At 62.2% G+C, this 25,238-nt stretch carries 19 protein-coding genes and 1 pseudogene; 6 read left to right on the forward strand and 14 right to left on the reverse strand.

What is annotated here, in order from left to right:
- Positions 1–315 (forward strand): annotated as a pseudogene (locus CFE428DRAFT_RS31365) (Gfo/Idh/MocA family protein); the annotation flags it as partial.
- Between the two features lie 397 nt (positions 316–712).
- On the opposite strand, the gene CFE428DRAFT_RS31370 reads toward CFE428DRAFT_RS31365, so the two are convergent.
- From CFE428DRAFT_RS31370 to CFE428DRAFT_RS31390, 5 genes are all read right to left on the reverse strand, one after another.
- A complete protein-coding gene (locus CFE428DRAFT_RS31370; protein WP_006983775.1) occupies positions 713–1,489 on the reverse strand; it encodes a class I SAM-dependent methyltransferase in 777 nt (258 codons plus the stop codon).
- A 239-nt stretch (positions 1,490–1,728) separates the two neighbouring features.
- Positions 1,729–3,807 (reverse strand): DUF1553 domain-containing protein, encoded by a 2,079-nt coding sequence (locus CFE428DRAFT_RS31375; protein ID WP_006983776.1) that lies wholly within the window; start codon positions 3,805–3,807, stop codon positions 1,729–1,731.
- 118 nt (positions 3,808–3,925) lie between these two features.
- Positions 3,926–5,302, reverse strand: coding sequence for a DUF1501 domain-containing protein (locus tag CFE428DRAFT_RS31380; RefSeq protein WP_006983777.1), 1,377 nt, complete (start codon positions 5,300–5,302; stop codon positions 3,926–3,928).
- Between the two features lie 114 nt (positions 5,303–5,416).
- Entirely contained in the window at positions 5,417–6,547 is a 1,131-nt protein-coding gene (locus CFE428DRAFT_RS31385) for a DUF1552 domain-containing protein (protein ID WP_006983778.1), read from the reverse strand.
- A 184-nt stretch (positions 6,548–6,731) separates the two neighbouring features.
- The gene (locus tag CFE428DRAFT_RS31390; RefSeq protein WP_162145326.1) at positions 6,732–9,185 is read right to left on the reverse strand and encodes a DUF1592 domain-containing protein; all 2,454 of its coding nucleotides are present in this window, start codon (positions 9,183–9,185) and stop codon (positions 6,732–6,734) included.
- Between the two features lie 213 nt (positions 9,186–9,398).
- Here CFE428DRAFT_RS31390 and CFE428DRAFT_RS34830 point away from each other — a divergent pair, with 213 nt between their 5' ends.
- From CFE428DRAFT_RS34830 to CFE428DRAFT_RS38125, 5 genes are all read left to right on the forward strand, one after another.
- Positions 9,399–11,309: a tetratricopeptide repeat protein gene (locus tag CFE428DRAFT_RS34830; RefSeq protein WP_006983781.1), complete on the forward strand. Its 1,911-nt coding sequence runs from the start codon at positions 9,399–9,401 to the stop codon at positions 11,307–11,309.
- Positions 11,310–11,475: 166 nt separating this feature from the next.
- Positions 11,476–11,928: a DUF5069 domain-containing protein gene (locus CFE428DRAFT_RS31400; protein WP_006983782.1), complete on the forward strand. Its 453-nt coding sequence runs from the start codon at positions 11,476–11,478 to the stop codon at positions 11,926–11,928.
- Between the two features lie 45 nt (positions 11,929–11,973).
- On the forward strand, positions 11,974–12,915 hold the full coding sequence (locus CFE428DRAFT_RS31405; protein WP_006983783.1) for an alpha/beta hydrolase: 942 nt from the start codon (positions 11,974–11,976) through the stop codon (positions 12,913–12,915).
- Between the two features lie 71 nt (positions 12,916–12,986).
- Positions 12,987–13,412, forward strand: coding sequence for a hypothetical protein (locus tag CFE428DRAFT_RS31410; RefSeq protein WP_006983784.1), 426 nt, complete (start codon positions 12,987–12,989; stop codon positions 13,410–13,412).
- Between the two features lie 2 nt (positions 13,413–13,414).
- Complete coding sequence (locus tag CFE428DRAFT_RS38125; RefSeq protein ID WP_006983785.1) at positions 13,415–13,627, forward strand: hypothetical protein; 213 nt, start codon at positions 13,415–13,417, stop codon at positions 13,625–13,627.
- A 20-nt stretch (positions 13,628–13,647) separates the two neighbouring features.
- Here the strand turns inward: CFE428DRAFT_RS38125 and dnaB are convergent, their stop codons facing one another.
- The 9 genes from dnaB to CFE428DRAFT_RS31455 form a co-directional block, all read right to left on the reverse strand.
- Positions 13,648–15,108: a replicative DNA helicase gene (gene dnaB, locus CFE428DRAFT_RS31415; RefSeq protein WP_006983786.1), complete on the reverse strand. Its 1,461-nt coding sequence runs from the start codon at positions 15,106–15,108 to the stop codon at positions 13,648–13,650.
- Between the two features lie 6 nt (positions 15,109–15,114).
- Positions 15,115–15,663 carry a 50S ribosomal protein L9 gene (rplI, locus tag CFE428DRAFT_RS31420; protein ID WP_006983787.1) on the reverse strand — a complete coding sequence of 183 codons (549 nt, stop codon included), beginning with the start codon at positions 15,661–15,663 and terminating at the stop codon, positions 15,115–15,117.
- A 230-nt stretch (positions 15,664–15,893) separates the two neighbouring features.
- Positions 15,894–17,078 (reverse strand): 2-oxo acid dehydrogenase subunit E2, encoded by a 1,185-nt coding sequence (locus CFE428DRAFT_RS31425; protein ID WP_006983788.1) that lies wholly within the window; start codon positions 17,076–17,078, stop codon positions 15,894–15,896.
- A gap of 48 nt (positions 17,079–17,126) precedes the next feature.
- Positions 17,127–18,089 carry an alpha-ketoacid dehydrogenase subunit beta gene (locus tag CFE428DRAFT_RS31430; protein ID WP_006983789.1) on the reverse strand — a complete coding sequence of 321 codons (963 nt, stop codon included), beginning with the start codon at positions 18,087–18,089 and terminating at the stop codon, positions 17,127–17,129.
- Complete coding sequence (locus tag CFE428DRAFT_RS31435) at positions 18,086–19,123, reverse strand: thiamine pyrophosphate-dependent dehydrogenase E1 component subunit alpha (protein ID WP_006983790.1); 1,038 nt, start codon at positions 19,121–19,123, stop codon at positions 18,086–18,088. The genes CFE428DRAFT_RS31430 and CFE428DRAFT_RS31435 overlap by 4 nt, the downstream gene beginning before the upstream one ends.
- A gap of 62 nt (positions 19,124–19,185) precedes the next feature.
- A complete protein-coding gene (locus CFE428DRAFT_RS31440) occupies positions 19,186–19,806 on the reverse strand; it encodes a superoxide dismutase (RefSeq protein WP_042726222.1) in 621 nt (206 codons plus the stop codon).
- 131 nt (positions 19,807–19,937) lie between these two features.
- Positions 19,938–20,639 carry a 3-keto-disaccharide hydrolase gene (locus CFE428DRAFT_RS31445; RefSeq protein ID WP_006983792.1) on the reverse strand — a complete coding sequence of 234 codons (702 nt, stop codon included), beginning with the start codon at positions 20,637–20,639 and terminating at the stop codon, positions 19,938–19,940.
- 146 nt (positions 20,640–20,785) lie between these two features.
- Positions 20,786–21,601, reverse strand: a complete 816-nt coding sequence (locus CFE428DRAFT_RS31450; protein ID WP_131990083.1) for a hypothetical protein — start codon at positions 21,599–21,601, stop codon at positions 20,786–20,788.
- 192 nt (positions 21,602–21,793) lie between these two features.
- Complete coding sequence (locus tag CFE428DRAFT_RS31455) at positions 21,794–25,213, reverse strand: beta strand repeat-containing protein (protein WP_006983794.1); 3,420 nt, start codon at positions 25,211–25,213, stop codon at positions 21,794–21,796.
- Positions 25,214–25,238 lie beyond the last annotated feature (25 nt).

Genomic DNA, 25,238 nt, shown 5'->3' on the forward strand with positions numbered 1-25,238 from the left:
GCATCGACTGGCTCAATCCCGCGGGCCTCAGCACTTGGGGGAGACGGCCGCGCCTTCATCCTCGGCACCGAAGGCTACATCGAGCTGCGCAAATACGTCGACGTGGCGCGCGAGCAGACGAGCGATCATCTCTATCTCGTCGATGGCAAGGGCGAGCATCACATCCGCTGCCATGGCGAAGTGGGCTACCCGTTCTTCGGCCAGCTCATCCTCGACTGCCTGAACCGCACCGAGAATGCCATGACCCAGGAGCATGCCTTCCTCGCCGCGGATCTGTGCCTGCAAGCGCAGGTCATGGCCACGCGGATCGAGTGATCCTGCAGCGGCGGTCTATGACCTGATTTTACCCAATCTCAATTGGCGTCGATCGAGTTGAGTTGGCGAAGCAGCAGACTGTCCCGGAGGGACAATGGAACTTAGCCGGTGCGCAAGCCTGTGAGCTTCAGGCGAACAGGCGCGGCCACCGGATTCGTGTCCCTCCACGAGGCCGCCCTGAAGGGGCGTAGGAAACTCCCGCGACGAAGGATTCCGGCGCCGCCTCCGGGGCGCAAGCGTGTTAGGGGCGTGTTCCGGGGGTGTCGCTCGCAAGCTCGCTTTACCCCCGGCTAAATTCCTTTGTCCCTCCGGGACAGCCTGCCTCTTCACCGCAACGACTCGGACCCGTCCGGCAACTCGTGGGTAAAAACCAGGTCTATGACCGTCGAGACAACAACTACGCGCTCTTCCAGTAGGCGATTGCCGTCCCGGCAATGCGCCGAAGATCGCGGCCCATGGCCCGCCATTCGTTGACGAATTGCATCACGCCGGGATGCCCGTCGTCGCAGTCGTGCCAGAGGAAGACGCCGCGCCCATTGCACAGGGCGAAGCACTTCTCCGAGTCGCTCTTGCAATACTCGTAGGTGTGCGAGCCATCGATGAAGAAAAAGGTCGACTGCCCCGCTTGCGAAAAATCCCAGCTCGCGGAATCCCCAAGGTGCTGCCGCACGCGACTGGCGCACGGGCTATTCTTGTATTCCCGTCCCACTGTGCGGTTCTGAATGAGGTGAAAGTCATCCTTCGGCAACGTCCGGTTCGGGTCGCTCTCGGACGCAAAGTCCTCCGGCAAGTCCACGGTGTGCACCACGCCGTTGGGCAGGTTTTCCGCCATCTGCCGCGTGGTGTGACCCATGTAGGTCCCGATCTCGAGCACCTCTTTCGGTGATTCCGCGACGAGGATGGAGAGCAGCGCGAGCAGTTCGTGATTCGGCAGCATGCCATTTTCGTATTGGGTAACCGGCATCTGGATCACCGGCCGTCGCGCACCGACGATCTCCCCAACGCTGATCTCTGGAATCCGCGCCAGTGCATCCGAGGGCGTATCCCGCGACGCCTGCCAGGACCGGGTGCAGGCCCGGCCGAAGCGACGTGGCCCGGAGCGCAGCAGCGCGCCAAGGGAAGCGAGGTTCACGCCGAGCAGGACGCGCGTGGGTAGACTGGGAAGTTGATACATGATGGCTCTGGCTTCTTGAGGTCGAGGTTGCCGGTGGTTGATAATCGGCAGCGCCGTTGCCAGCAAGCTTCGCTCTACCAATTTCCTGCGCCGCCGGCCATCTTCTCAGAGACCGCGAAAAAGCGCCCGCGAATTACACGAATGGAGTATTTTCATTCGTGTCATCTGGGTGATTCGCGGGCTAAACAATCTTCCGCCAGTCTATTTCGCGTTCTCTAAGATATCCGATCCCCTCGCGATCAGTGGTTGAACAGGAACTCGCGCGAGCTCATCACACTCCAGAAAACGTCCTCCACGATGGGACGTTTTTCCGCGGGCGTGGTCGCTGCGGCGAGGGCTTTGTCCAGGCCCGCGCGTTCCGGCGCTGTGGGCTTCCGGCTGAGCGCGAGCATGTAGATCTCATCGACCAGCGCGTCGTTCGACTTTTCACTGGCCAGCAATTGATCCACACGGTTGTCCTTGGCCTCGAGCTTCTGGTTGAGCGTGTCGCCATTGGCGATGTGCAGGGCCTGCGCCATACTCGGCTCGTTGGTGCGCTCGCATTCGCAAGTGGATACACGGTTCGGCCGGCCAAAGCTGTTGAGGAAATACGAGACCGTATGCGTGTCGGGCAACTGCAGCGCGCGATACCCCATCGGGTAGGACTGACCTACACCCTTGTTGGCATTGCGCTTGTCCATACGGAAATCCGTCGGCTCCGCGGTCACCTGCGAAATGGCATCAAGCATCACCTCAGCCATGAGACGTTTCGGATAATAGCGCGCGTAGAAGCGGGTATCGTCCTTGTTCTCCGCACGCGGGACGCTGCTCCGCTGGTACGTCTCGCTGGTGAGGATCTCCCGCATGAGCGCCTTGAGATTGAAGTTGTTCTTCACCAGGTAAGCCGCGGCTTCGCTGAGCAGCTTCTCGTTGCTCGCCGGATTGGTCATGCGCAGGTCATCCACGCTCTCCACGAGTCCCACGCCGAGGAAGTTCTTCCACACACGGTTGGTGATCGAGCGCGCGAAGTACGGATTCTCCGGCGCGGTCAGCCACTTCGCCATCGGGATGCGCCGATCGATCGTCGACGTCAGCGAGATCGACTGGCCATCGAGCGGCGTAGGCGGCTGCGGTTTGCCCCGCAACGGCTGCACCAGGTCGCCCGTGGTGTCCGCGTAAATCACCCGCTCATTCGGCTGCGAACCATTCTTTTGCCGGACCCGCGAGAAGAGATTGGCGAACGCGAAATACTGGTCGTTCGTCCACTTCTCCATCGGGTGATTGTGGCACTTCGCGCAATTGACCGACATGCCGAGAAAGGCCACGGACACGGTCTCCGCGAGCTTCGTCGGTTCATCGTGCAGGACGAAGAAATTGCAGGCGCCGTTCTGCTCCGTGCTGCCCGTAGCGGTGAGCAGGCTGCGCACGAATTCATCCCACGGCGTGTTCATTTCCACCTGCCGGCGAATCCACTGGTAGTAAGTCCACATCGGCACCTCGGGCAGCTTGTCGCTGTTCACCAGCAACAGGTCGCTCCACTTGTAGGACCAGTAATCGACATACTCCGTCCGCGCGAGCAGCGCATCCACCAGATGGTCGCGCTTGTCCGGCGTGGTCTCCGTGAGGAAGGTCCGCGTCTCCTCAGCGGTGGGCAGCACGCCGATGGTATCGAGATACGCGCGGCGAATGAATTCCGCATCGGTGCAGCGCTCCGATGGCGGCAGATTGAGCTCGTGCAGTTTTTCCAACACGCGCTCGTCGATGAAATTGCGCGGCTTGAAATCCGCGAAAGCACTCGGCACGGGCGCCTGCGTGTAGGGCACCGTCACGGTGGCGACAGCCAGCTTGCTGAGATACCACGCGGTCACTGTGCCCTCGCCGTTCCCGATCACTTTCACCGCACCGTCGTCGTTCACCGTCGCCACGGAGCTATTGCCCGCGGTGTATTTCGCCCAGCGCGTGACGTCTTCCCGATGGCCGTCGTTGAACACCGCCGTGACCTTGACCGGCAAGGTCTGCCCCGCCTGCCCCACGGTATGCGGCGGCGAGATCTCGATACCCGTGATGCGCGGATCCTTCTCCTGCGGACCCGGCGCTCCGGCGGCGAGCCAGTCGGCGATAATCTGGTATTCCGGCGAGCCTGCCTTGAAACGTTCGCCGCCTTTGTGCGGAATCGCCTTGGTCGGCTTGAGGAGGATCAGGCTGCGCGCCGGGTCGTCGAGATTCACCCGGCGCCCCTGGGCCGACTTGGTGATCGTGAGGTAATCGCCTTCGTCATCGTAACCGCGCAACGAGAGTTTGAAGCCCCCCTGCCCGGCCGCCGCGCCCGTGACACGCACCCGCGGAACAACCGTAGCGCGCGAAGATCGGCTGGATTTGATTGCGAAAGGAAGGCGCCTCCGCCGCGGAAAGCGACGCCGCCGTAATGAGAAGTAAAAGACCGCTGCGCAACATGGCTTAGAACAGCTCCTTAATCGGGTCGAAACCGCGGTCGATGATAGGATACGGACGACCTTGCGGGCCGGGCAGCTCGGTCTCCAGATCCACGCCGAGCGACTTGTAAATCGTCGCCACGATACTGGCCGGCGCGATGGGGCGCTCGGCCGGATAAGCTCCGATCTCATCGCTCTTGCCGACCACACGGCCACCCTTTACACCGCCACCGGCGAAGCCGCAGGTCCATACCCCCGGCCAGTGATCGCGTCCGCCGGCCGGATTCACCTTCGGCGTGCGGCCAAATTCGGCGAGGTTGCAGACCATCGTATTGTCGAGCATGCCGCGCTGGGCGAGGTCCTCGAGGAGCGCGCTATAAGCCTGGTCATACATCGGCGCGACCTGATCGCGCATGCCTTCGATGCTGGTGAAAGGCTTCGAGCCGTGGATGTCCCAGGTGATCTCATTGAAGACGGTGATGAACGTATTGATCGTCACGAAGCGCACGCCACGCTCCACGAGACGCCGCGCCAGCAGGCAGCACTGGCCGAAGCGGTTCATGCCGTAGCGCTCGCGCACGCTCACCGGTTCCTTCTCGAGGGCAAAAGCCTCGCGGGCCGCCGTGCTGCTCATCAGGCGATAGGCATCGGTGAAATTCGCATCCATCAGCTTCGCGGATTCGCTGGCCTCGAAATTCTTGACCGCATCGTCGACTAGCGTGCGGAGTTCCTTGCGCCGCTCCAGGCGGACTTCGGTGATCTCCTTCGGCGGCAACAAATCCGGCACCTTGAAATCCTTGGCCGACGGATCGGCATTGAGCACGAAGGGATCGTAATTCTTGCCGAGGAAACCAGCGTCCTGACCGTGCGGGAGGTTGCCACCCGTGGGGCCCATCGGCTCGGGCAGGATGACATGCGCCGGCAGTTCACTGCGCCGGCCTTTCAGAAATTCCAGCGCACAGCCCGCGTGCGGCGTATTGACGCCCCCGGTGAAGAGCCGCCCGGTCTGCATCATCTGGTGCCCGGTATCGTGCACCGCCGCGGCCGTGTGATAGACGCTGCGGACCAGCGAGAACTTGTCCGCCAGCTTCGCAGTCATGGGAAAAATTTCCGTGATCTGGATATCCGGGTTGTTCGTCTTGATGACCTTGAACGGCCCGCGGATTTCGCGCGGCGCATCCGGCTTCGGGTCCCAAGTGTCCATCTGGCTGGGCGCCCCGAGATTGAAGATCATGATGCAGGCCCGCTCATCCTTGCCTTTGTCCACGGCGCCCATGGCCTTGAGAGAATTGAACAGCGGGAGCGACAGCCCGATGGCACTGAGGGTGCCCGCATGGAGGAAGTCGCGGCGGGTAACGCCGTCGCAGTTCACAATGGAGCCTTTGCCGGTGAATTTAAACATGGCGGATTTGCTGCGGTATAAGGGGGGGCTAAAGTGAGGGCGCATGATGCGGCCCGTCAGAGGGTGGCGCAATATACGAAAGCGCGTAAGGGCTGGCGGGCGGGCACTTTGAGCCTACACCGTCTCCAGACCCGCCACCGTCCCGGTGCTGCTGCCAAACTTGTCCACCTCGATCCCCATGCCTTGCAACATGGCGACGAAAAGATTGCTCAACGGGAGGGGATGCTTGTCGCCCTGCGGCGCTACCACCAGGTGCTGGCCGTGCTTGAATCCGCCACCGGCGAGGAGAATGGGGAGATTGGTCGTGCTGTGGTTGCTGGCGTTGCCGAGATTGCTGCCAAAAAGCACCGCGGTATTGTCCAGCAAAGAGACGCCGCCCTCCTGAGTCGCCTTCAGTTTCTTCAGCAAGCCGGCGATGGATTTTGCTTTGGCCTCCTCGATCAGCCGTAGCTGGGCGATTTTCTCCGGTTCCTGACCGTGATGCGAAAGCTCGTGATCCCCCATGGATACGCCGTCAATCGGCGGAACCCCGCACTCACCGATGAGCAGCGTGATGACGCGCGTGCTGTCCGTGGCGAGGGCCAGCGGCAGCAGGTTGAACAAGGCATCCATCCGGCCGATCATGTCAGCGCGATCCGCGATGTCTTGGGGAGGCAGGGCGTCGACTTTCGGCTTGGGCTTGTGCGACCAGGCCTGCATGGCCTGCAACCGCTGCTCCACCTCGCGCACGCTGGTGAAGTATTCATCGATCTTGTCGCGGTCGCCGGCACTGAGCCGGCTGCCCAGGCGCCGCGCCTGTTCGCTGACCGCATCGAGCACACTGCGCCCCTCGGCCAGACGGCTCTCTTCCTCCTGCACTTCCTCGGGCGTCCCCTCCAGGAAGAGTCGGGCAAAAACGCGGGAAGGCTTGTCTTCCGCCGGCAGGTTCACCCCGCTGTAGTTGACCGCGAGGCTGCGCACGTGGCCGGCGGAGGAGGCGAGCTCGAGGGAAGAGAACCGGGTGGCGGTGCCGATCTTTTTGGCGACAAACTGGTCGAGGGAGATCGTATTGCGGAAGCCCGGCAACTCCGGGTGTGGCGCCGCGGTGAGGAAGGAGTACTCACCGATGTGGTGGGCCGATTCATTGTCGGGATGCGCAAATCCGCTGAAAACCGTGAAGTCGTTGCGCACGTCCTTGAGAAACGAGAGATGGCGGGATTCCTGATAGTCGCGCCCAATCCCCGTGGGGGAAAAAATCCGGTCCATGCATGCCCAACACCGTGCAGATGCAGACCATGCGGCGCGGCTGAGGGGCGGTCGCGGCGCTCCAAGCCCGCGGCAGCATGGCATCGAGAAAAGGCAAGGCGAGGGCCACACCACCCGCGCGAAGAAAAGCGCGCCGGGAAACAGACAGCGGGATTCGGGAGTTCATGGGGTCGGCCGGGCGGGTTTATTTCGTCTGGAAAAGCGGGCTTTGGACAATCGCGTATATCATGCTGCGCACCGGATAGGAACGCGATTGGCTTTGGGCGAGAATTTCCTCCACCTGTGGGCGATCGGAAAAGGTCACCGCCGCTCCAGTAGCGTAAGCGACGAGATTGTTCGCGAAAGCGCGGGCGACGATCTCCTGCTGGTCGAGCAGCAAACGCTTGAGTTGTTCGATATTGCCAAAGGTGCGTCCGTCCGCGAGTTCGCCACTGGAATCGACGGGCAGGCCCAAGCCGTACTTGAGCTTGTGGTGAGTGAAAGGATCCAGCACCGCCTTCCCTTTCCGCTTGCGATACTCCTCACGCCAGCCGCCGATGACGTCGTAGCTCTCCAGCGCGAAGCCAAATGGGTCCATATATTTATGGCAACCGGCGCAGGTCTCCGAGCGGCGATGTTTCGCCAGTTGCTCGCGAATGGTCGTCGACCCGCGAGTGTCCGGTTCGATGGTGCCGGCATCCGCCGGGGGCGGTTGGGGCCGGCGGCCCAGCAAGTGTTCCATGACCCAAGCGCCACGCAACACCGGCGAACTGAGCGTGCCGTTGGCGGTGACCTTCAAGATGCTCGCCTGGGTGAGCACTCCTCCGCGATGACTGCCGGCGGGCAGCGAGACCTTGCGAAACTCTTCTCCGGCCACCCCAGCGATACCGTAGTGCTCAGCGAGCCGCCGATTCAGCATGGCGAAGTCCGAATCGATGAAGGTGGCCACGGTGAGATCTCCCCGCACCATCTCCGTAAAGAAATGTTCCGTTTCGTTGACCATCGCGGCTTGCAGGAGATCGTCGAATTCCGGGTAGAGCAATTTGTCCGGCGTCGTGGCATTGATGGCGCGCAGGCTGAGCCATTGGCCGCAGAAGTTTTTCGTGAACGCCTGCGCCTTGGGGCTGTTCAAGAGCCGCTCCGTCTGGGCCTGGAGCGTGGCAGGCTCGTGGAGTACGCCTTGGGCGGCCAGCCGCAGCAATTCTTCATCCGGCATGGAGCTCCAGAAAAAATACGAGAGTCGCGAAGCCAGGGCGTAATCGTCCAGCTTGCCGGGAGTCTCGCGTAGAAACAGAAATTCCGGCGACGCCAGGATCGCCTTGTAAGAACGGCGCAAGGCCTTCTCCAGGCTTCCCCCTTTCTCCAGGACCTCATGCGCCAGCCGCGAATAAGACGCCAGATCCTCAGCGCTGGCCGGCCGGCGAAAAGCGCGTTGGGCGAAACGGGCCACGAGTTCGTCGACTTTCGCGACGGCGTTCCCGGCCATCACCGCATAGCCGCCATCCGTCCGGGGAGTGACGGGCAGGTCACCGAAGACGCGCTGCACGCTGACCGGCGGCCAGGTCTCGAGCAACGGGCCTTCCATTTCCGCCCATTGTGCCGCCAGGCCGGAGCCCGTGAAATGCTCCCCGCCGACGGTCGCAATCTCCGTCCCATCCGTGGCCACACCGCACCCCGCCGCAGTGAGAATGAGCAGTTCGCTTTTATTCAACCGGATGGTGGTCTCGGCGACACGGGGCTGCCCCGTGGGTAGATCGAACGCCGCGACCAGCCGGTATTCATTGAGATCACTCGCGACCAATTTCGCCGTCACCGTCGGGCCGCCCTGATTTTGAAACGCAAAAGCCGAAAGCCGCACGCGATACAGTCCGGTCGCCGAGGCCCGGCTGCTGAACGGCATGGTTTTGTTGGCCTGGTTGATGAACATCACCAACGCATCCGGCAAGGCGCGGAAGAACTGGATGGTCTTCGAACCATTTGGCCGGGATGTGCCGTGCGGAGTCGCCAGCACTTCTTTGACCCGCGGCAGTTCGAGAAACTCCACGTGCTCTTTGATCGCCACGGGACGCGGCTGGAGATTGATGGCGTCGTTCAACGCCGTGTCCGCCGCCGTGAGGTAGGCCTCGATCTCCGATGCAGAGAGACGCAATCCCTCGGACACGTTGTCAAATCCATGCGCCGAACCGTCCTCCGGTAACAAATCCGCGAGAGGGGTATCGATGGCCAAAAGGTCGTGGACCGTGTTTTCGTATTCCCCCCGATTCAATCGGCGCCAGACGACCCGGCCGGTTCCGGCGTGGCGGGCGGCATCGTGCTGGGTGAGAAAGCCTCCCAAGGATTCCATGAACACGGCCCGCTCGGAATCGGGTGGACGTGGTTCCTTCTTCGGCGGCATCTCGCCGCGTTGCACTCGATCGAATACTCGAATCCACTTCGCTTCGGTCGGCGCGTCGTCGAGTTGCGCGGTCAAAGCCTCGAAATTCAAACCGCCTTTGTGCGTGTCGCCATCGTGGCAGTCGATGCAGCGCGCGGAGATGAACTGGCGGGTCGCCTCCGGCACCGCCGCACCAATCGCTCCCCCGACATGGATATGGCGCTCCGGCGCGGCAGGCTGGTGCTGGCGATGACGCAGAAACCACCCGGCAACGAACGCAAGCACCACGAACGGGATGCCAATATAGAAGCCTTTCCTCGGCACGAAGGGTGTGAGAATACCTACCAAATCTAAAATGTCAAAAAAGTCGACCGAAGGCTTCGTCCCGCCCGGTAAAATCCTCACCTCAGATTTCGATTTGATGGACACTTCCCTGGACGGCAGGCTAAACGAATCCCGTCCCCACGACGGCGCCGTGAACACTGAACCTCATTAGCCATGGGTTTTTTCGACAAGCTCTTCCGGAAAAAGGAAGCGGAGCTGCCTCCGTCGCTGTCGCCGTCGCCGTCACCGTCGTCGCCACCCGCACCGGCGCGCACTCCCTCCGCCGGCTCCGCGACCGTCAAGGCTTGGGACAGCTATGGCCGGCTCGTGGAAGTGCCGCGCGAGGAGTGGCGCAAGATTCTGCCGGGTAATTTCAAGAAGGCTTGGGACAACCCTGACCTGCTCGCCGGTCTCATCGTGGCCAGCCTGCGCGATGGGTTCGCCCCCGAGACGCTGGAAGGCGCGCGGCAATTGCAGCGCATCGACCCACAGCCGAAGCGGGGCGCCGAATTGCTCGGCGTAACCTTGCTTCAGCTCAAGCAATTCGACGAAGCGGAGAAAGTCCTCAAGGACGCACTGCAACAGCACGGCGAAGATGGTTCGCTTTTGACCAATCTCGCCAAGGCGTATTCCGGCCGCGGTGAACAGGATCGCGCGGAGCGGGCGCTGTGGCGCGCGCTGGAGGTCGATCCCAACCAGGACAACGGCCTGCTCTGGTATGCCGCGATGCATCGCGAGCGCGGCGGCAAGCCGGCCGAACTCGACGCCTTGCACCGCGCGGCTGCGCAGGCAGGAAGCTGGCGCCCGCAATTGTGGCTGGCCCGCGAGGCCTTGCAGTCGAAGGAGACGGCCAAGGCGCTCACCCTCTACCAGGAAGCGCTCGGCCGGATGAAGCCCGTGCCCAGCGATGCGCTCGTGCAGATCAGCAGCGACCTCGGAACTCATGGGCTCCTGAAAGAGCTGACCGAAATCTGCGCGCCGCTCTTCGACGCGAAGGAGCACGGCTTGCCAGTCGGCAACAACCTCATCAAGGCCTACGTCGATCTCAAAGAAACGCCCAATGCGCGGCGGATCGTCGAGCAACTCTACGCCCAGCAACGGCCGGACTGGCGCGAGCAGTTGGTCTTTTGGGAAGCCGAAATCGACAAGCAGGAGAAAGGCTACGGGCCCGTCGAGGACGGCCGGAAATTCGAACTGCAACTCCTGGCTCTCGATGGCCCGATCTGGGCGCACTCCAATCCTTCCTTTGCGAAGATTCTCACGGCCAAGGCCGCGGACGCGATCAAGGTAGCGTTTCTCTGCGGCAGCGTGGAAGTGCCGCCGACGGGTCACGACGATAAGGCGGTGGCGCAACCCACCGACCCCCTCGGGCGTTTCACGCGCGGCTTGCCGATGTTCCTCGCCGAGCGCGTCCACATCAAAACCACGGCGGGCACGACCGTGCTGGTGCCGTGGTTGAAGAGCGGCGGATTCGTCCTGACCGGCACTCCTTACACCCTGGACGTGCTCGCGTCGCTCGACCGAAAGCCTGACTACGCTGTCTTCCTGCACGTCCTCGCCAAAGAGGAACCGTGGCAGGCGAAGCTGAGCATCGTGCGGACGATCGATGAAAAAGTCGTCGCCGAGTGGGTGCAGGTGGTCGATCCCAAGGATGCGGCCAGCGCGATCAACACCATCCTCAAGCGGACGCTGCGTGAACTGCAGGCGATGGCGCAAGTGACTCTGCAATCGTCGACCGAATCGCTCTTTGCGCCGACCATCGCCCGGTTGCCTGCCTACATCGCTTGTCTCGAACAAGCTCTCGCCATTTTTTGCTCGGCGCATGCACCGGACACCAAGCCCTTTCTTTATGCCGAGCGCAGCATCATCGATGGTCTGCTCGACCTCTGCCTGCGCGAGACCGACAATGTAACGATGCGCCTGCTCCTGCTCAGCACCGTGGAGCGAGAAGCGCGCGCCCGGCCGGACATCGCGGGCGAATACCGCGAACGCCTCGAACGCCTCCAGCGCGAATACCCACCGCGCGCGCCAGCCCAGGGTCTCGCCGAGGCCGTGCTCACGCGCATTTACGCGGAGGAGAAGTAAGAGCCGGAGGGATGCGCTCCTGCGCGTCTCCGCGCTTCCATTTTCCCGATCGGATGTGGGAACGCGCAGGAGCGCGTCCCTCCGGCGTTTGGGTTATCACGCTCGCGCGAAAAGCTCGCGTGTTAGTTTGGATCGGCCCTATCTTTCCTCTCCAATTTCCCCCTAAATGAAAATCGAAGGCATCAAAGGCTGTTTTGAAAAGACGCGCGGGATTTTTTACTTCGCGCGGATGTGCTCGAAAATCCGGCTGCATGCGGCGGGCAAACTTCCCGAAGACTATTTCGACATGCTGGGGAAAGGCTTCGACGGGCGCACCTGCCGCTATGTCGAAGTGAACTACGAGGACGTGAAACTCCAGGTGCTCGCCGGCAAGAGCGACGAGGAAGTGCTCGAGTGGTGCTTCGCCCGCGGCCGCCGACTCACGGACGAGCAAGTGCTCATCTACAACAGCTTCATGAGCAAGCGCGGCTGGCACGACGACGAGAGCGACGCTTTCATTCCAGAAATGATCCGGCATTACGGCCTGCCCAACAACGGCACCGTCCTCACCGATTTCGATCTCATCGAGATGGACGAAGGCCGTTGGTATCCCGACATGTGGCGGGATGCGTGGAAGTAGCGCTCCATCACGACATCGTATTCTGAATTTCGCCCCTCCCTCCTCATGAACATTCCATTCCCCCGCATTTTGGTGGCGCTGTCGTTCAGCGCCTTGCTGGCCCTGCGTGCAATCAACGCCGAGCCGACCAATTACCATCCGACGCTCGCCGATGTGCGTTACGGCAAATACGACCGCGACGTGCTCGATTTCTTCCGCGCCGACACGAAGAACCCGGCGCCGGTGCTCATCTATTTTCACGGCGGCGGCTGGATCGGCGGAGACAAGAAGAGCGCCAATCCCACGCCGTTCCTGCGCGCCGGGATCTCACTGGTGGCGGCGGATTATCGCTTCACCACCGGCACTCCCGACGCGGCTCCTTATCCCGCGCCGATGCTGGACTCCGCGAGAGTGGTGCAATTCGTCCGCAGCAAGGCGGAGGAATGGCATATCGACCCGAATCGGGTCGCGCTCACGGGCGCATCGGCCGGCGCCGTCATCTCGATGTGGATCGCCTACCGGGAGGATCTGGCCAAACCGGATTCAGCCGATCCGGTGGAACGTTTCTCCACGCACGTCACCTGCATTCTTCCGCAGATCGGGCCGACGACATTCGATCCCAAACTCATCCTCCAGCGCGTCGGCGGACCGCCCAGCATCCACCCGGCGCTCCTGCCGTTTTTCAATGTGAAGAGCATCGCGGAACTCGATACCCCCGAGAAACAGAAGCTCATCGCCGACGCCAGTCCGCTGAACCTCGTGACGAAGGATGCTCCGCCGACGTTCATGCAATATGCCTCACCGCTCGGCGGCACTCCCCTGCCGCCGCAGACCTCGGTAAACGTCTCCATTCACCACGCCGAATTCGGCCGCATGCTAAAGGAAAAACTCGATGCCCTCGGCGTGGAGAACGTGCTGCAAACCAAAGACGATGGCTCCGATCCCCAGGCGATGTGGACGTTCCTCTTCAAGCACCTGAAACCGGAATCGGCGCCGGCTGGCAAATAGCGAGCGCAAGCAGCCTCTCGGTTTTATCGGAATCTTGTCGTTTTCCGGGAATTTCAGATAGCCTTCATCCCATGGGCCGACTCTTGGAAACAAAAGTGGCAAATATCGAAGCGGATGAATTGCTCGCGCTCATCCGCGAATTGGAGGACGCCTGCTCTATTGGTTCCGAAGGCTTCGCGGACTCACCACTGATCCACTTCCTGACGCAGTGCGTCTATCCCGAGGGTGCCACTGGGGGACGGGCCTCCATCACCACAAAATTCGCCGCCTCTGCTCCGCTACTGGAGTCTCGGGTGGGTAAGCTGTCCGACGGCCCGCTACGGAACTTGTGCGTGGAGCTGGCTTCGCTGGCGAACGAGTCCCTGGAGTTTTTCGGCGGCAGCAAGGTCTACATGCTTCTCAACAAGGCGTTGCCGCGCTTCTCCACTGCACGGCAGACCGAAAAGCAAAAGCGCTGGGATGCGGTGATTCACCAGCGTCGCTCGAATCGCCGGTAGCCATGGGACGTTCTGTTTTCTGGTCGACAAGAAAGCCTTCCGATGTGGGCCGCTTTTGGTTCCGGGAGACGCCGACGGACAATCCGGTTTCGCTGGAGGTTTTTCGCGAGGATGGACGTCTTTACGCCATCCCACCCACGCATGTCCTGCCCGTGCCCATCAGCGAGATCGAGGGAGAATGGTCCGAAGACATTTTGGGACCGCCCTCGTACTGAGCCGTCGAACTCCAGGTGAATTAATCTTCCTCGCCATCCGCCTCGCGGGCGCGATTTTCGAAGCGGGTGAATTCCTTGAGGAACGTCAGGGGGCAGTCGCCGACCGGGCCACTACGCTGTTTGGCAATGATGAGCGTGGCTTTGCCCTCGGACTCCTTTTTGTCCTCTTCGTTCTCCGCGTAGTATTCCTCACGCACGAGCAAGCCGACGACGTCGGCATCCTGCTCGATACTGCCGGATTCACGAAGGTCGCTCAGGCGAGGACGCCCCTTGCTTTCACCACTGCGCGATTCCGGATTACGGTTGAGCTGGGCGAGGACGACGATCGGGATGTTCAGCTCCTTGGCGAGGCTCTTGATGCCCGAGGAGATTTCCGCGATTTCGAGCTGACGATTGTCCTGGGCGCGCCGGGAGGTGCTGCGCAAGAGCTGGAGGTAGTCGATGAAGATGGCCCGGATATCGTGTTGGGACTTCAGGCGGCGCGCCTTGGCGCGGAGTTCCAGAATGGAGAGACCCGGGGTGTCGTCGATGAAGATCTTGCTCTCGGCCAGCTTGGCTGCCGCGCTGGTGAGGGCGGGGAAATCGCGCTCGGAAAGGAAGCCGTTACGGATGCTGCCGAGATTCACCCGGGCGCGGGAACACAGAAGACGCTGGACGAGCTGCGAGGTGCTCATTTCCAGCGAGAAAACGGCAACCGCATGCTTGGCCTCGAGCGCGATGTGCTCGGCGATGTTCATCGCCAGCGCGGTCTTACCCATGGAGGGACGGGCTGCGATGACGATCATTTCCGCTCCATGCAAGCCGTCGGTCATCTTGTCGAGCTCGGCGAACCCGGTAGGAAGACCGGTAATCGCCCCACGACGGTCATACAGTTCCTCGATCGAGTGGATCGCCTGCATGACCTGATCCTTCATGCTCATCGACTTCGCCTGATAGCGGGACTGCGAAATCTTGAAAATACCCTGTTCTACAGAATCCAACAACGTCGCAACCACATCCTGCTCATCGTAGCAACGCGCCGCGTATTCCGTGCACACCTTGATAATTTCCCGGAGAGTGTGCTTCTCAACGAGAATCTCGATGTAGTGCTCCGCGTTGGCGGCCGTCGGAAGATAGGTGAATAACTCCGAAACATAAGCCGCTCCGCCGGACTGATCGAGCTGCTTTTGGTCCTGCAAAAGCTGCGTGACCGTGATCAGATCGATGGGCTTTCCCTTATCCCACATCTCCAGTAAACATGCGTAAATAGACGCATGCGCTGGGAGGTGAAAGTGCTCCTTGGTAATCTTTTGCTCACCGCAGAGCGCACCAATCTCTCGCGGGGAAAGCAGGAAGGAGGAGATGACCCCCTTCTCCGCTATAGCCGACTGTGGGAATAACCTGTGAGTATCTTGACGATAACTCTCGTTTTGGCGGAAATCCCCAGAGTCCGCGCCCTTCTTTGAGGGCTTCGCAGACTTGCTGGAAGCCTCGGATGCCATGGCGGCTTACTTGGTGTGCTTGGCTTTCGGCTTGGCCTTGAAGCCCTTCTCGGCCTTCTTGTCCTCGGTCTCTTCGGCCTTGGCTTCGTCGCCGCCCTTGGCCTTGACGACCACGTTCAGCTTGGCAGTGACGTCGTGGTGCAGCTTGATGGAAACTTCGTGCTCGCCGGTGTCCTTGATGGCCTTGTCGAGGTGGATCTTGTGACGATCGATCTCGAAGCTGCCGCCGAGTTCCTTCTTGAGGCGCTCCGCAATGTCCGCGGCGGTGATGGAACCGAAAGCCTTGCCCTGCTCACCGGTCTCGAGTTCGAGGGTGATCTTGAGCTTGTTGATGCGGCGGGCGACTTCCTCGGATTCGTTGAGCTCCTTGGCTTCGCGCTCGGCGCGTTTGGCCTTGAGGAGGTTCAGGCGCTTGAGGGTCGCCGGCGTCACCTCGAGAGCGAGGCCGCGGGGAACCAGAAAATTGCGGGCGTAGCCGCGCTTGACCTTCACGACATCGGCTTCGGCGCCGAGATTCGCGATCTTTTCAGTAAGGATGATTTCAGTCGTGGACATGGGAAAAAGCGTGTTGCCCCGTTCGAGCGGGGCGGTGTTTTTAAGGCCAACGAGGGGGGATGTCAACGGCGTGGTGGAAAATTTTTCGGTTTCAGTTTCTGGTTTAAAGTTTCTGGCTTCTGGTTCTCTACAGCGAGATTCGTTCTCGCAGCGGAAACCAGCAACGAGGAACCAGAGCCGAGCGAAGCGAGACGCCCGCGGTGCCGTGGGGGCAAACCAGAAACCGCCCCTTACAGCTTCTCCGGCTCCTGGAGGAGCGCGGCGATCCGCTGGAGGAGCCGCCCGGCACCCCCGCCATCGAGCACACGGTGGTCGAAGCTGAGTGTGAAATGGGCCTCAGTCACGGGCAGGAACTGACCCTTTTCCTTGTCCCAATGCGGGCAGACGCGGCCGGCGCCCATACCGAGCACGAGCGTTTGCTCGGGGAGCGGGATGGGCGTGGCCCACTCGAGGCCGAAGGTGCCGAAATTCGTGACGGTGGCGATGCTGCCGCCCTGGGCATTCGGGGGCAGGCGACGCTGGCGGGCGAGGTCCACCAATTCGTTGTAGCGGGTGACCATTTGCGCGAGCGGCGTGTGGTCGGCGCCACGCAGGACGGGGACGAGCACGCCATCCTCAGCTTCCACGGCGAAGCCGACGTCGATGGCTTTCGGGTGGACGATCTTGTCACCGATGAGACGGCCGGCGGGCGCGCTGTTTTCGCCGAGGGCGATGGCCAGGGCACGCAGGGCGTAGAGGGCGGGGCCGGGCTTGGGATTGGCCGCCTTGCGATGAGCGAGGAGTTCTTCGATCGGGACCGACATGCCGACGGTCGCCAGCGGACGGGTCCAGGAACGGCGCATGGCATCGGCCACGGCGACGCGCATCGTGGAGGCCTGGCTCAGTTGATGATCATCCAGCTTGGCGATGAACTTCTCGAAATCCTCGATGGTCACGCGACCGGCGGCGCCGCTGCCGGGAATGCCCGCGAGATCGGCGGCGTGCATGCCGAGCTCGTTCATGCGCGCCTTGAGCCGCGGCGAGAGATAGCCGGCCCCAGCGGCATGCGCGGGAACCGGTAGACCGCGCACCGTGGGTTCCACGGTCGCCTTCGCATATTGCGTGGCCGGGGTGGATGACGCGGGCGTGGATCCCGTGGCGTGATCCGAGGGAGCGGGAACGGCGACGTCCAGCCCAAGACGCGCGGCTTCATCTTCACTCACTTCGAGCCAGCCGAGCGTTGCGCCCACGGGATAGCTACCTTGCAATTCGACGAGCAATTCCGCCACGCGGCCGGAGCACGGCGCGGTCACACCCATGGTCGCTTTGTTGGTTTCGACCTCGATGATCTCCGCATCGCCCACGACTTGATCGCCGACGGAGAAAGGCAAACGCACCACGGTCGCTTCGGCGATGCTTTCGCCAAGCTGTGGCATGATGATGGGAACGCGAGCAATTCCTGGAAACATGAAGAAAAGGAATGATTATGCGGAAAGCAGGCGCCGCAACGCCACAGCGATCGTCTTCGCCGTGGGCCGGTGCGTGCCCCACAAATTCGGATGAAACGGGACGGGCGTGTCCTTGGCGTTGAGCCGCATGGGCGGGGCGTCGAGCAAGGCGAATCCCTCGGTGGCGACGCGAGCGATGACCTCGGCGGTCACCCCGCCCCACGGCCACGCTTCGCCGACAGCGAGCAGACGCCCCGTGCGGGCGACGCTGGCGAGAACGGTATCGGTATCCAGCGGCTTGATCGTCCGCAGATCGATGACCTCGATCTCCCAGCCTTCGCTGGCCAGTTCCTCGGCGCAGGCCAGCGACTCGTGAAGCATCGCCGAATACGTGACGATGGTCGCGTCGCGGCCCTGGCGGGCGATGCGCGCCTTGCCCGTCGGCACGGCTTCCGTCGGCAGCTTCTCCGCCTTGAGGTGATAGTAGAGGTACTTGTGCTCGCAGAAGATGACCGGGTCATCGATGGCCACGGCTTCGAGGAGCATCGAGTAGGCATCTTCCACCGTCGCCGGCGTCATCACCACGAGACCGGGATAGTGCGCGTAGAGCGCTTCCATGCTCTGCGAGTGGAACGGCCCCGCTCCCGCGGTGCCGCCGCTGGGCAGGCGGATGGTGATGGGACACGGAATCTGCGTGCGCCAATGGAGCGTGGCTGCCTGGTTGACGATCTGGTTGAAACCGACCGTCGAGAAATCCGCGAACTGCATCTCGATGATCGGACGCATGCCTTCGATGGCCGCGCCGATGGCGGAGCCAATGATGGCGTCCTCGCTGATCGGCGCATCGAGCACGCGGCCGGGGTATTCCTTGGCCAGCCCCTTGGTCGCTTTGAACGCGCCACCGAATTGCCCGACGTCCTGGCCGTAAATGTAGACGCGGGGATCGTCGGCCAAAGCCTTGGCCTGGGCTTCACGAATGGCTTCGAGATAAGTGATCATGTCGGCGAATAGCCGCCCTCGCAGAGATGGCGGGTGGCCAGCGGGCACCAATCCTCGGTGTCCGGATCGGGCAAAGGCTCGCGTAAAGTAGTGGCCACGGCCTCCTCGACCTGGCGCTGCGCATCCTGCTGCATTTCGTGCAGGGCGCTGCTGGTGGTCCAATTCTCGTGGAGCAGTCGCTGCTCCGCGAGTTCCAGGCAATCCGCGCCGAGCGGTGACTTGCGCAAAGCCGGATCCACGTAGCCAGCGTCATCGTGCTCTCCGTGCCCGACGAGACGCAGGAGCGATGCGATGACCAGTTGCGGTCCCCCACCGGTCCGGGCCGCGGTAACAGCGCGATCGAGAACGTCGAGGCAGGCTTCGAGATTGGTGCCATCCACACTGTGGCCGGCGACACCGTAGCCGACTGCCTTGTCCACCAGATCCTCGCAGGCAAACTGGCGCGAGGTGGGCGTGGAGTAGGCGTATTGATTATTCGCCACGACGAGGACCAGCGGAAGCTTTTCCACCGCCGCCAGGTTCAGGCCTTCGTGAAAGGCTCCGGTCGAAGTCGCGCCATCGCCCAGGTTCACTGCCCCAACGGTGCCCTCGACGCCACGGAAGCGCCGGGCCAGCAGTGTCCCGGCCACCACCGGCAACATCGCACCGAGGTGACTGATCATCGCCATGAGACCCTCCTTGGGACGACCGCGGTGCACATTGCCATCGCGCCCGCGCATCGGCCCAAGACGCGAACCCATGTAGGTGCGGGTGCAATCGAGCAGCGTTTCTCCAAAAGCAAGACGTCCGGCCTGGTCGCGGATGAGCGGCGCGAAGACGTCGCCCTTGCGCAGGGCCATGGCGGTAGCCACGCTCAGCGCTTCCTGCCCTTTGCCCAGGAAGACACCGCCGGTGATTTTACCGCCCCGGTACAGAGCGGCCAATTTTTCCTCTACGACACGCGCGAGCAGCATCCAGCGGAAAGCCGTCAGAAACCTGGCTTTCAAATCGGATGTGTCGGCACTGGCGGTCGAGACCGCGGTGGCTTGAACCATGCGCGCAAGTTTAGGCAGCGCCGGGAGAATGGTGCAACGGTTTCTTCGCGGGGTGTCGGACGCTACGCCTTGGAAACCTTGCTATAGCGGTCGGCCACGAAGTCCCAATTGATGACATTTTGGAAGGCCTTGATGTAGTCCGGGCGGCGATTCTGGTATTTCAGGTAGTAGGCGTGCTCCCAGACATCGATCCCCATCAGAGGCACCCCGCCCGAGGAGAGAGGGCTGTCCTGATTGGCCGAGGACTCGACGCCCAGCTTTTTGTCCTTCCAGACCAGCCAGGCCCAGCCGCTGCCGAATACCTTCGCCGCCGCGGCGTTAAAGGCATCCTGGAACTTGTCGAAGCTGCCGAAATTGACGTCGATCGCCTTGGCCAGGTCGCCAGAGGGCTTGCCGTTCTCGTTTTTCTTCAGGATCTGCCAGAAAAGCGAGTGGTTGGCGTGCCCCCCGCCCTGATTGCGGATCTCGGTGCGCACGGCCTCGGGCACAGCGTCGAGGTTCGAGAGGATTTCTTCGATCGACTTCTTCTCCAGCCCGGGCGCGCCGGCGATGGCCACGTTCAACTTGCTCACATAAGCAGCGTGGTGCTTGTCGTGGTGGATCTTCATTGTGTCTGCGTCGATGTAGGGCTCCAGCGCATTATAGTCGTAGCCGAGCGGCGGAAGCTTGAAGACGCCCTCCATCGCTGGCGCGGCCGGAGCCGCCGCGGGCGCCTGGGCGTGGACAAGGACAGGCGCCAGTGCCACCGAACCGGTGGCGAGCGCGAGATTTTTCAAGGCGTGACGACGTGTGATCATGGGAATGACTTTGTTGGTTACAGATTTTTCAAAAAAATGTCTTTGAATTCCACGAGCATGGGCGGCCCGACGTGGATTTGCAGGGCGAGGATGCCTTCGAGGCTCCGCCCTTTGGCATCGTTGTCAACCACGTCCACGGTCTGCACGCCATTGATGAAATGCTGCAGGTGATTGCCGCGGGCGACGATGCGATACTCGTTCCAATCCTGTGGTTTGTAATACCGGGCGGCGACCAGGTCACGTTTCTCGGCGAGCAGGCCGAGCACGGTCGGCTTCTGCTGCGGGTCGATCTCCACCTTTTCGCCCACGAGAGCGAGGAATTTGCGACCGCGCTCTTCGTAGAGAAAACCGGATTTGCCGGCGCCATTGTCCAGTTCCATCTGGTAGCCGGAGACGTTCCACTTGCCGAGATCGTGACTGCGATACTGGATGCCTGAGTTGCCGTTGCGCAGCCGCACCTTGAGCCTCAACTCGAAGTCCTTCAGCACGCTCCCGCGCCAGATGAGGAAGGTATTGGTCGAGGGCATGGAGGCGAGCGAGGTTTCGCCCCGGATGGCGCCATCGGCCACGGCCCAGAAACGCTTGTCGCCATCCCAGTTGGCGAGATCGTGCCCGTTAAAGATCGGCTTGCCTTCGCCCTGCGCGCGACAGACCGGGAGCGAGATTAGCCAGACCGATCCGAGGACAGCAACGGCACGGAGAGTTCGGAGGAGGAACATGGAGTGCGAGTCTGTAGCGATTACCCCTCCGAGCGTAAAGCGCGCGTGAAGGGATCTGGCCGGGAAGCGACGGCGGACGGCCTCGATGGGCGATGCGCGCATATTTCACAGGGGGGCGAAGGACGCCACAACGGGGCGTCGACCGCTCAAAGATTGCCCGCGGCCTTCTCCATGAGGGCCCGCTGCCGGCAGATGGGGCAATTGTCGCCCGGTTTGGTATGCAGAAGCTGGCCCAGATCCGGCGGCACCGCTCCGTCGCCCAAGTCGAGACCGTAGACCTGCATCGCCTTCACCCGGCACCAGGGATTGCGCAACGCGCGGAGCTTCAACTCCGAGTCATTGGCGATGGCGAAGGTTTGCTGCGGAGCGAGTCGGCGAAGCAAACCAAGAACGTCAACCGCCTCGGTGATCTCTGCCGGTGTGGGATGCGGGCCGGTCGCCGGCGGACTGCTGGGAGCCGCCGAAAGGTACTGCATCCATTGGGCGTAGTTCAGGTTCTCGAGCAGGCAGAGCACGGCGACCTGCACGGTGCTGCGAGGCGCATCCGGTTGGCTGGCGAGGTACTCGAGGAGCGGCTTGAGGCGCGGCTCGGTCGTGGTCGTCAGGGCAAACGCCTGGGACGCGCCGCTGGATTTCGAGGAGAGCGCCGCTACTGGCAGGGAAACATCCACCGCGCCTTTGGCCGGCACGCTGGCTTCGGCTTTGCGCAGGACGATCACCTGATCGGGCTTGTCGCGGCCTTGGGCAATGAGTCCCGCGGGAATGGCGATATTGACTGCGGCAGTGGAAGGATTGCGCAGGGTCAGGGAAAGCTGGTCGTGCCCACTACCCTTCGCCTCCACCGTCACCTCCTTGCTGTCTACCGCCGTGGCCAAGGGCACAGGAGTTTCCACCGCTCGGACGTCCATCCGCGCAAAAGCGCACACACAGACCGCACAGAGAATGGTCGGGAAAGTCTTCACGGAGAAAAGGGCTCTCACTTACTTCTCACGGCAGCCCGGATTGTCAAAGCGGATACTGCGAGGGGAAACACGGAGGACGCGCTCCTGCGCGATTCCCAATCCTCGGAGGGATGCGCTCCGGCGCGTTCCCCATCTTTCAGAACACGGCATCGCCATAAAGAGTTAGGGAACACGCTGGAACGCGTCCGTCCGTTATCGGCGCCGGCGGCGCAGGCCGGCGAGGCCGAGCACTCCGCTCAGCAGCACCGCCCAACTGGCCGGTTCAGGAATGTTCGTGAGAGTAATCTCACTATCCGTCCCGCTGCCGTAATTGAGCGAATAGCCCGCCGGAAGATTCACGTTGTCGAACGTGCCAGTCAGCGTACCGGTATAGGTCGCGATCGTGTAAATTCCCGTGGGCGTGCTGCCATTCAGGATCGTCAGCGTCAAATCGTCGAAACCGCTGCTCAGGTCCAGATTGCCATCGATCGCCAACGTGTCGCTGGCACTGCTGTTGGCATCGATCTCGATGCTCAATACTGCACGACTGGCGCTGCTGGTGCCGTCGAAGATCACCGAGTTGCCGGTTCCACCGGTGCCGATATTCAACTGTGCCAATCCCGTCCCCGGCGCCAGGGTGCCACCCGCATTTACATTCACCGTCGTGCCCGTGGTGCCGATCGTGCCGTCGCCACCCAATGTGGCGCCGCTCGCGACAACGACGCTGGTCGTGCCCGTGAGGGTGCCCGAAACCAGCAGCGTGCCCGAGGTGACGTTCGTTGCGCCAGTGTAGTTGTTCGTGCCCGCCAGGGTCAGCGTATTCGCGCCAGTTCCCGCACTCTTCGTCAGGCCGGCGCCGTTATTGATCTGGCCGACGTTCCGCAGCGTGCCGCTGCCGAAGGCGAGCGTGTCGACGGAATTGGTCGCATTGCCAATGTTGTGTCCGGTGAGATCGAGCGTGCCACCGTTGAGGTTGATCGTAGAGGCCGCAGCCGCCGCAGTCACACCGCCCCCGTCGAGAATGTCCGCATTCGACATAAACACGCCTCCGGTAATATTCAGGGTGCCACTTGCCGTACCGGTACCGGATTGTGTCGCCATCGTAAAACTGCCGCCCGGATTCACAGTGAAAGAGCCGCCGCTGAGATTAAGGGTGCCGCTCGCGACGTTCGTGCCACTGCTGGTCTTGGTCGCAAGCACAAGGGTATTTACCGTGAAGGTGCCCGTGTCGAAATCGATCGTACCCGTGCAGCTCCCCGAGCCGGTGTCGCGCGAGGCCAGGGTAACAGTCCCCGCGGTGACGGTGGAATTGTGACCGCGCAGATCGAGCAGACCGACGAGATTACCAGCCGTGCCCGAGCCATTGCTATTGGCGAGGACGAAATTAGTGGCCCCGCCGCTCTTTCCGCCGATGACGACCGTGCCCGAGCTGCCAGCGGTCTGTGAAGCAAACTTCAACGTCCCGACGCCCTTGGAAACGCCGAGATTGATGGTGTTGATGTTGAGGACGTTCGTACCCGTGCCGAGCGTCATCACGCAAGTCTGCGCGTTGTTGCCGTTGCTATTGGAAATCTGCAGCGTGCTCGCCGTAATGGTGTTGCTGGTATTGGAGAGCAGGAGGGTGCTGCCGATCTGCGAGCCAAAGCCGACGCCAAATTCATTCACATTCGCGCTGAGAGCACTGAGGGCAGTGATGTCCAGCGAAGCGAAGTTCGCTGCCGTATTCTGATCCGCATTGGCGACACCGACTTCGAAATTGGCGGCGGTATTATTCACCGTCAGCGCTCCGCCCCCTGACATGATCGCCTTGGTGGTGATGCCGGATTGATTGGCCAGGCCCACGGTGTAGGCCCCGTTGACCGTCAGCGTCTGCCCGGCGGGAATGGTCACCGTGTTCGTCACCGTGCTGCTGGTGGAGAGGAAATTCACGCTGCCCACCGTCTGGTCAAAAGTGCTCGTATCGAAGGTGCCCGCGGTGGCGCCGCTGCCGATATTCAGCGCGCTCGCCGTCGGCAACGCGTTCGTCGCCCCGAGACGCAGCGTGCCGCGGTTGATCGAAGTGGTGGCGTAGGTATTCGACGTGCCGTTGATGATCAGGACGCCGGTGCCTGCTTGCGCAATCCCGCCCGTGCCGCTCACGGCCGTGCCGAAGGTCACGGTATCGGAGTGATTGAAGGCCAGTGCGCCGTTGGCCACGACGCTGCTCGTGTTGCTGATCGAGCCCGTGGTCGAACCGTTGCCCACCTGCAGAATTCCCGATGCCACCGTGGTCGTGCCGCTGTAGTCGTTGCTCTGCGCGAGCACGACCGTGCCACCCCCGCCGTTGCCGGTGACGAGCGAATTGCCGCCGGTGATGGCGTTGGTGTTGTTCAAATTCAGGGCGCCGCCGCCACCGCCGACGCGATAGACCCCACTCGCTGGAGTGATGGTGCCGGTATAGTTCACCGTTTTTCCCACGCCCGCCCCCAACGAGAGCGCCCCATAGCCTGGTGTGCCAGGGTCGAAGTTTTCGCTCGAGTCGGCGATGAGAGCAAGTGCCCCCGTGGAGGTGGTCGAGAGGTGGCTTTCGCCGAGCCAACCCGCCAGCGTGGTGTAGACACCCGAAACACTGACCGCACCACCGGAACCAACCACGATGCTTCCTGAAGCCGGAATAGCGGAGGCGTTGAGGAACTGCACCAGGCCACCGGTGATATTCGTGCCGCCCGTGTAGGTGTTCGCACCACCCAAGACCAGCGTACCGGTGATGAAATTGCTCGCGCCATTGGCCACGGTCAGGGCCAGCCCGCTCGTGCTTTGCCCGATCGCGCCGCCCACGGTGTAGGTGCCGGTGCCGCCAATGGTCACCTTCCGGTTGGCATTGATCGTCACCGCACCGGTGCCAGTGCCGAAGTTGCCCGAACCGCCAAAAGTAAAATCGCCGTTCCAGTTTTCCGCGTTGCCGTTGCCGATGGTGGCGGTGCCCGTCACGGTCCCGCCGGTAATGGTCAACGCGCTCGCGGTAGCGCCCAAGGCCCCGGCGTTATTCAGGGCGAGCGTTCCCAAGTTGAGGGTCACCCCGCCGGTGAATGTGTTGTTGCCGCTCAGGGTCAGCGTGTTGTTGCCGTTATTCTTGACGATGGAAACATCACCACTGCCCGCGCCGATGCTGCCGCTGATCACAACGCCGCCCACTGCCGAACCGGTGATGGTGATGATCTTCGTCCCCGTGGTGCCGGCGCCGATAGTACCGGACAGGGTCAGTGATTTCGTCGCGTTGTTGTCATTGATGTTCAACGCGCTGTTCAGCAGCATGGCGGCGCTGATCGTGTCGCCGTTGCTCGTGCTATTTTGCGTCAGGGCCGCGGCGCTCACGCCGTTGTCGAAAGTCAAAGTGCTGCCACTGCCCGACGCGAGCGTGTAGGAATTCGATTGCGTGGTCGTATCGCCGATATTCAGCGTGCCGAGGGTTCGCGATGTATCGAGCGTCACCGTGACGTTGGTCGTGATATTGAAAGTGAGGTTCGCGATGTCCCCCGCGGCGGAGCCCGGGATGGTTCCGCTCGACCAGTTGGCGGAGTTCGACCACAGGCCGGACGCGTTGGCGCTCCATGTGCCGGTGGTGGCCGCCTTACCCAAGGCCGCGGTGAGCACCAGCGATGCAATGGTGGCTCTCAGG

The organism is Chthoniobacter flavus Ellin428 (assembly GCF_000173075.1).
Taxonomy (GTDB): Bacteria; Verrucomicrobiota; Verrucomicrobiia; order Chthoniobacterales; family Chthoniobacteraceae; genus Chthoniobacter; species Chthoniobacter flavus.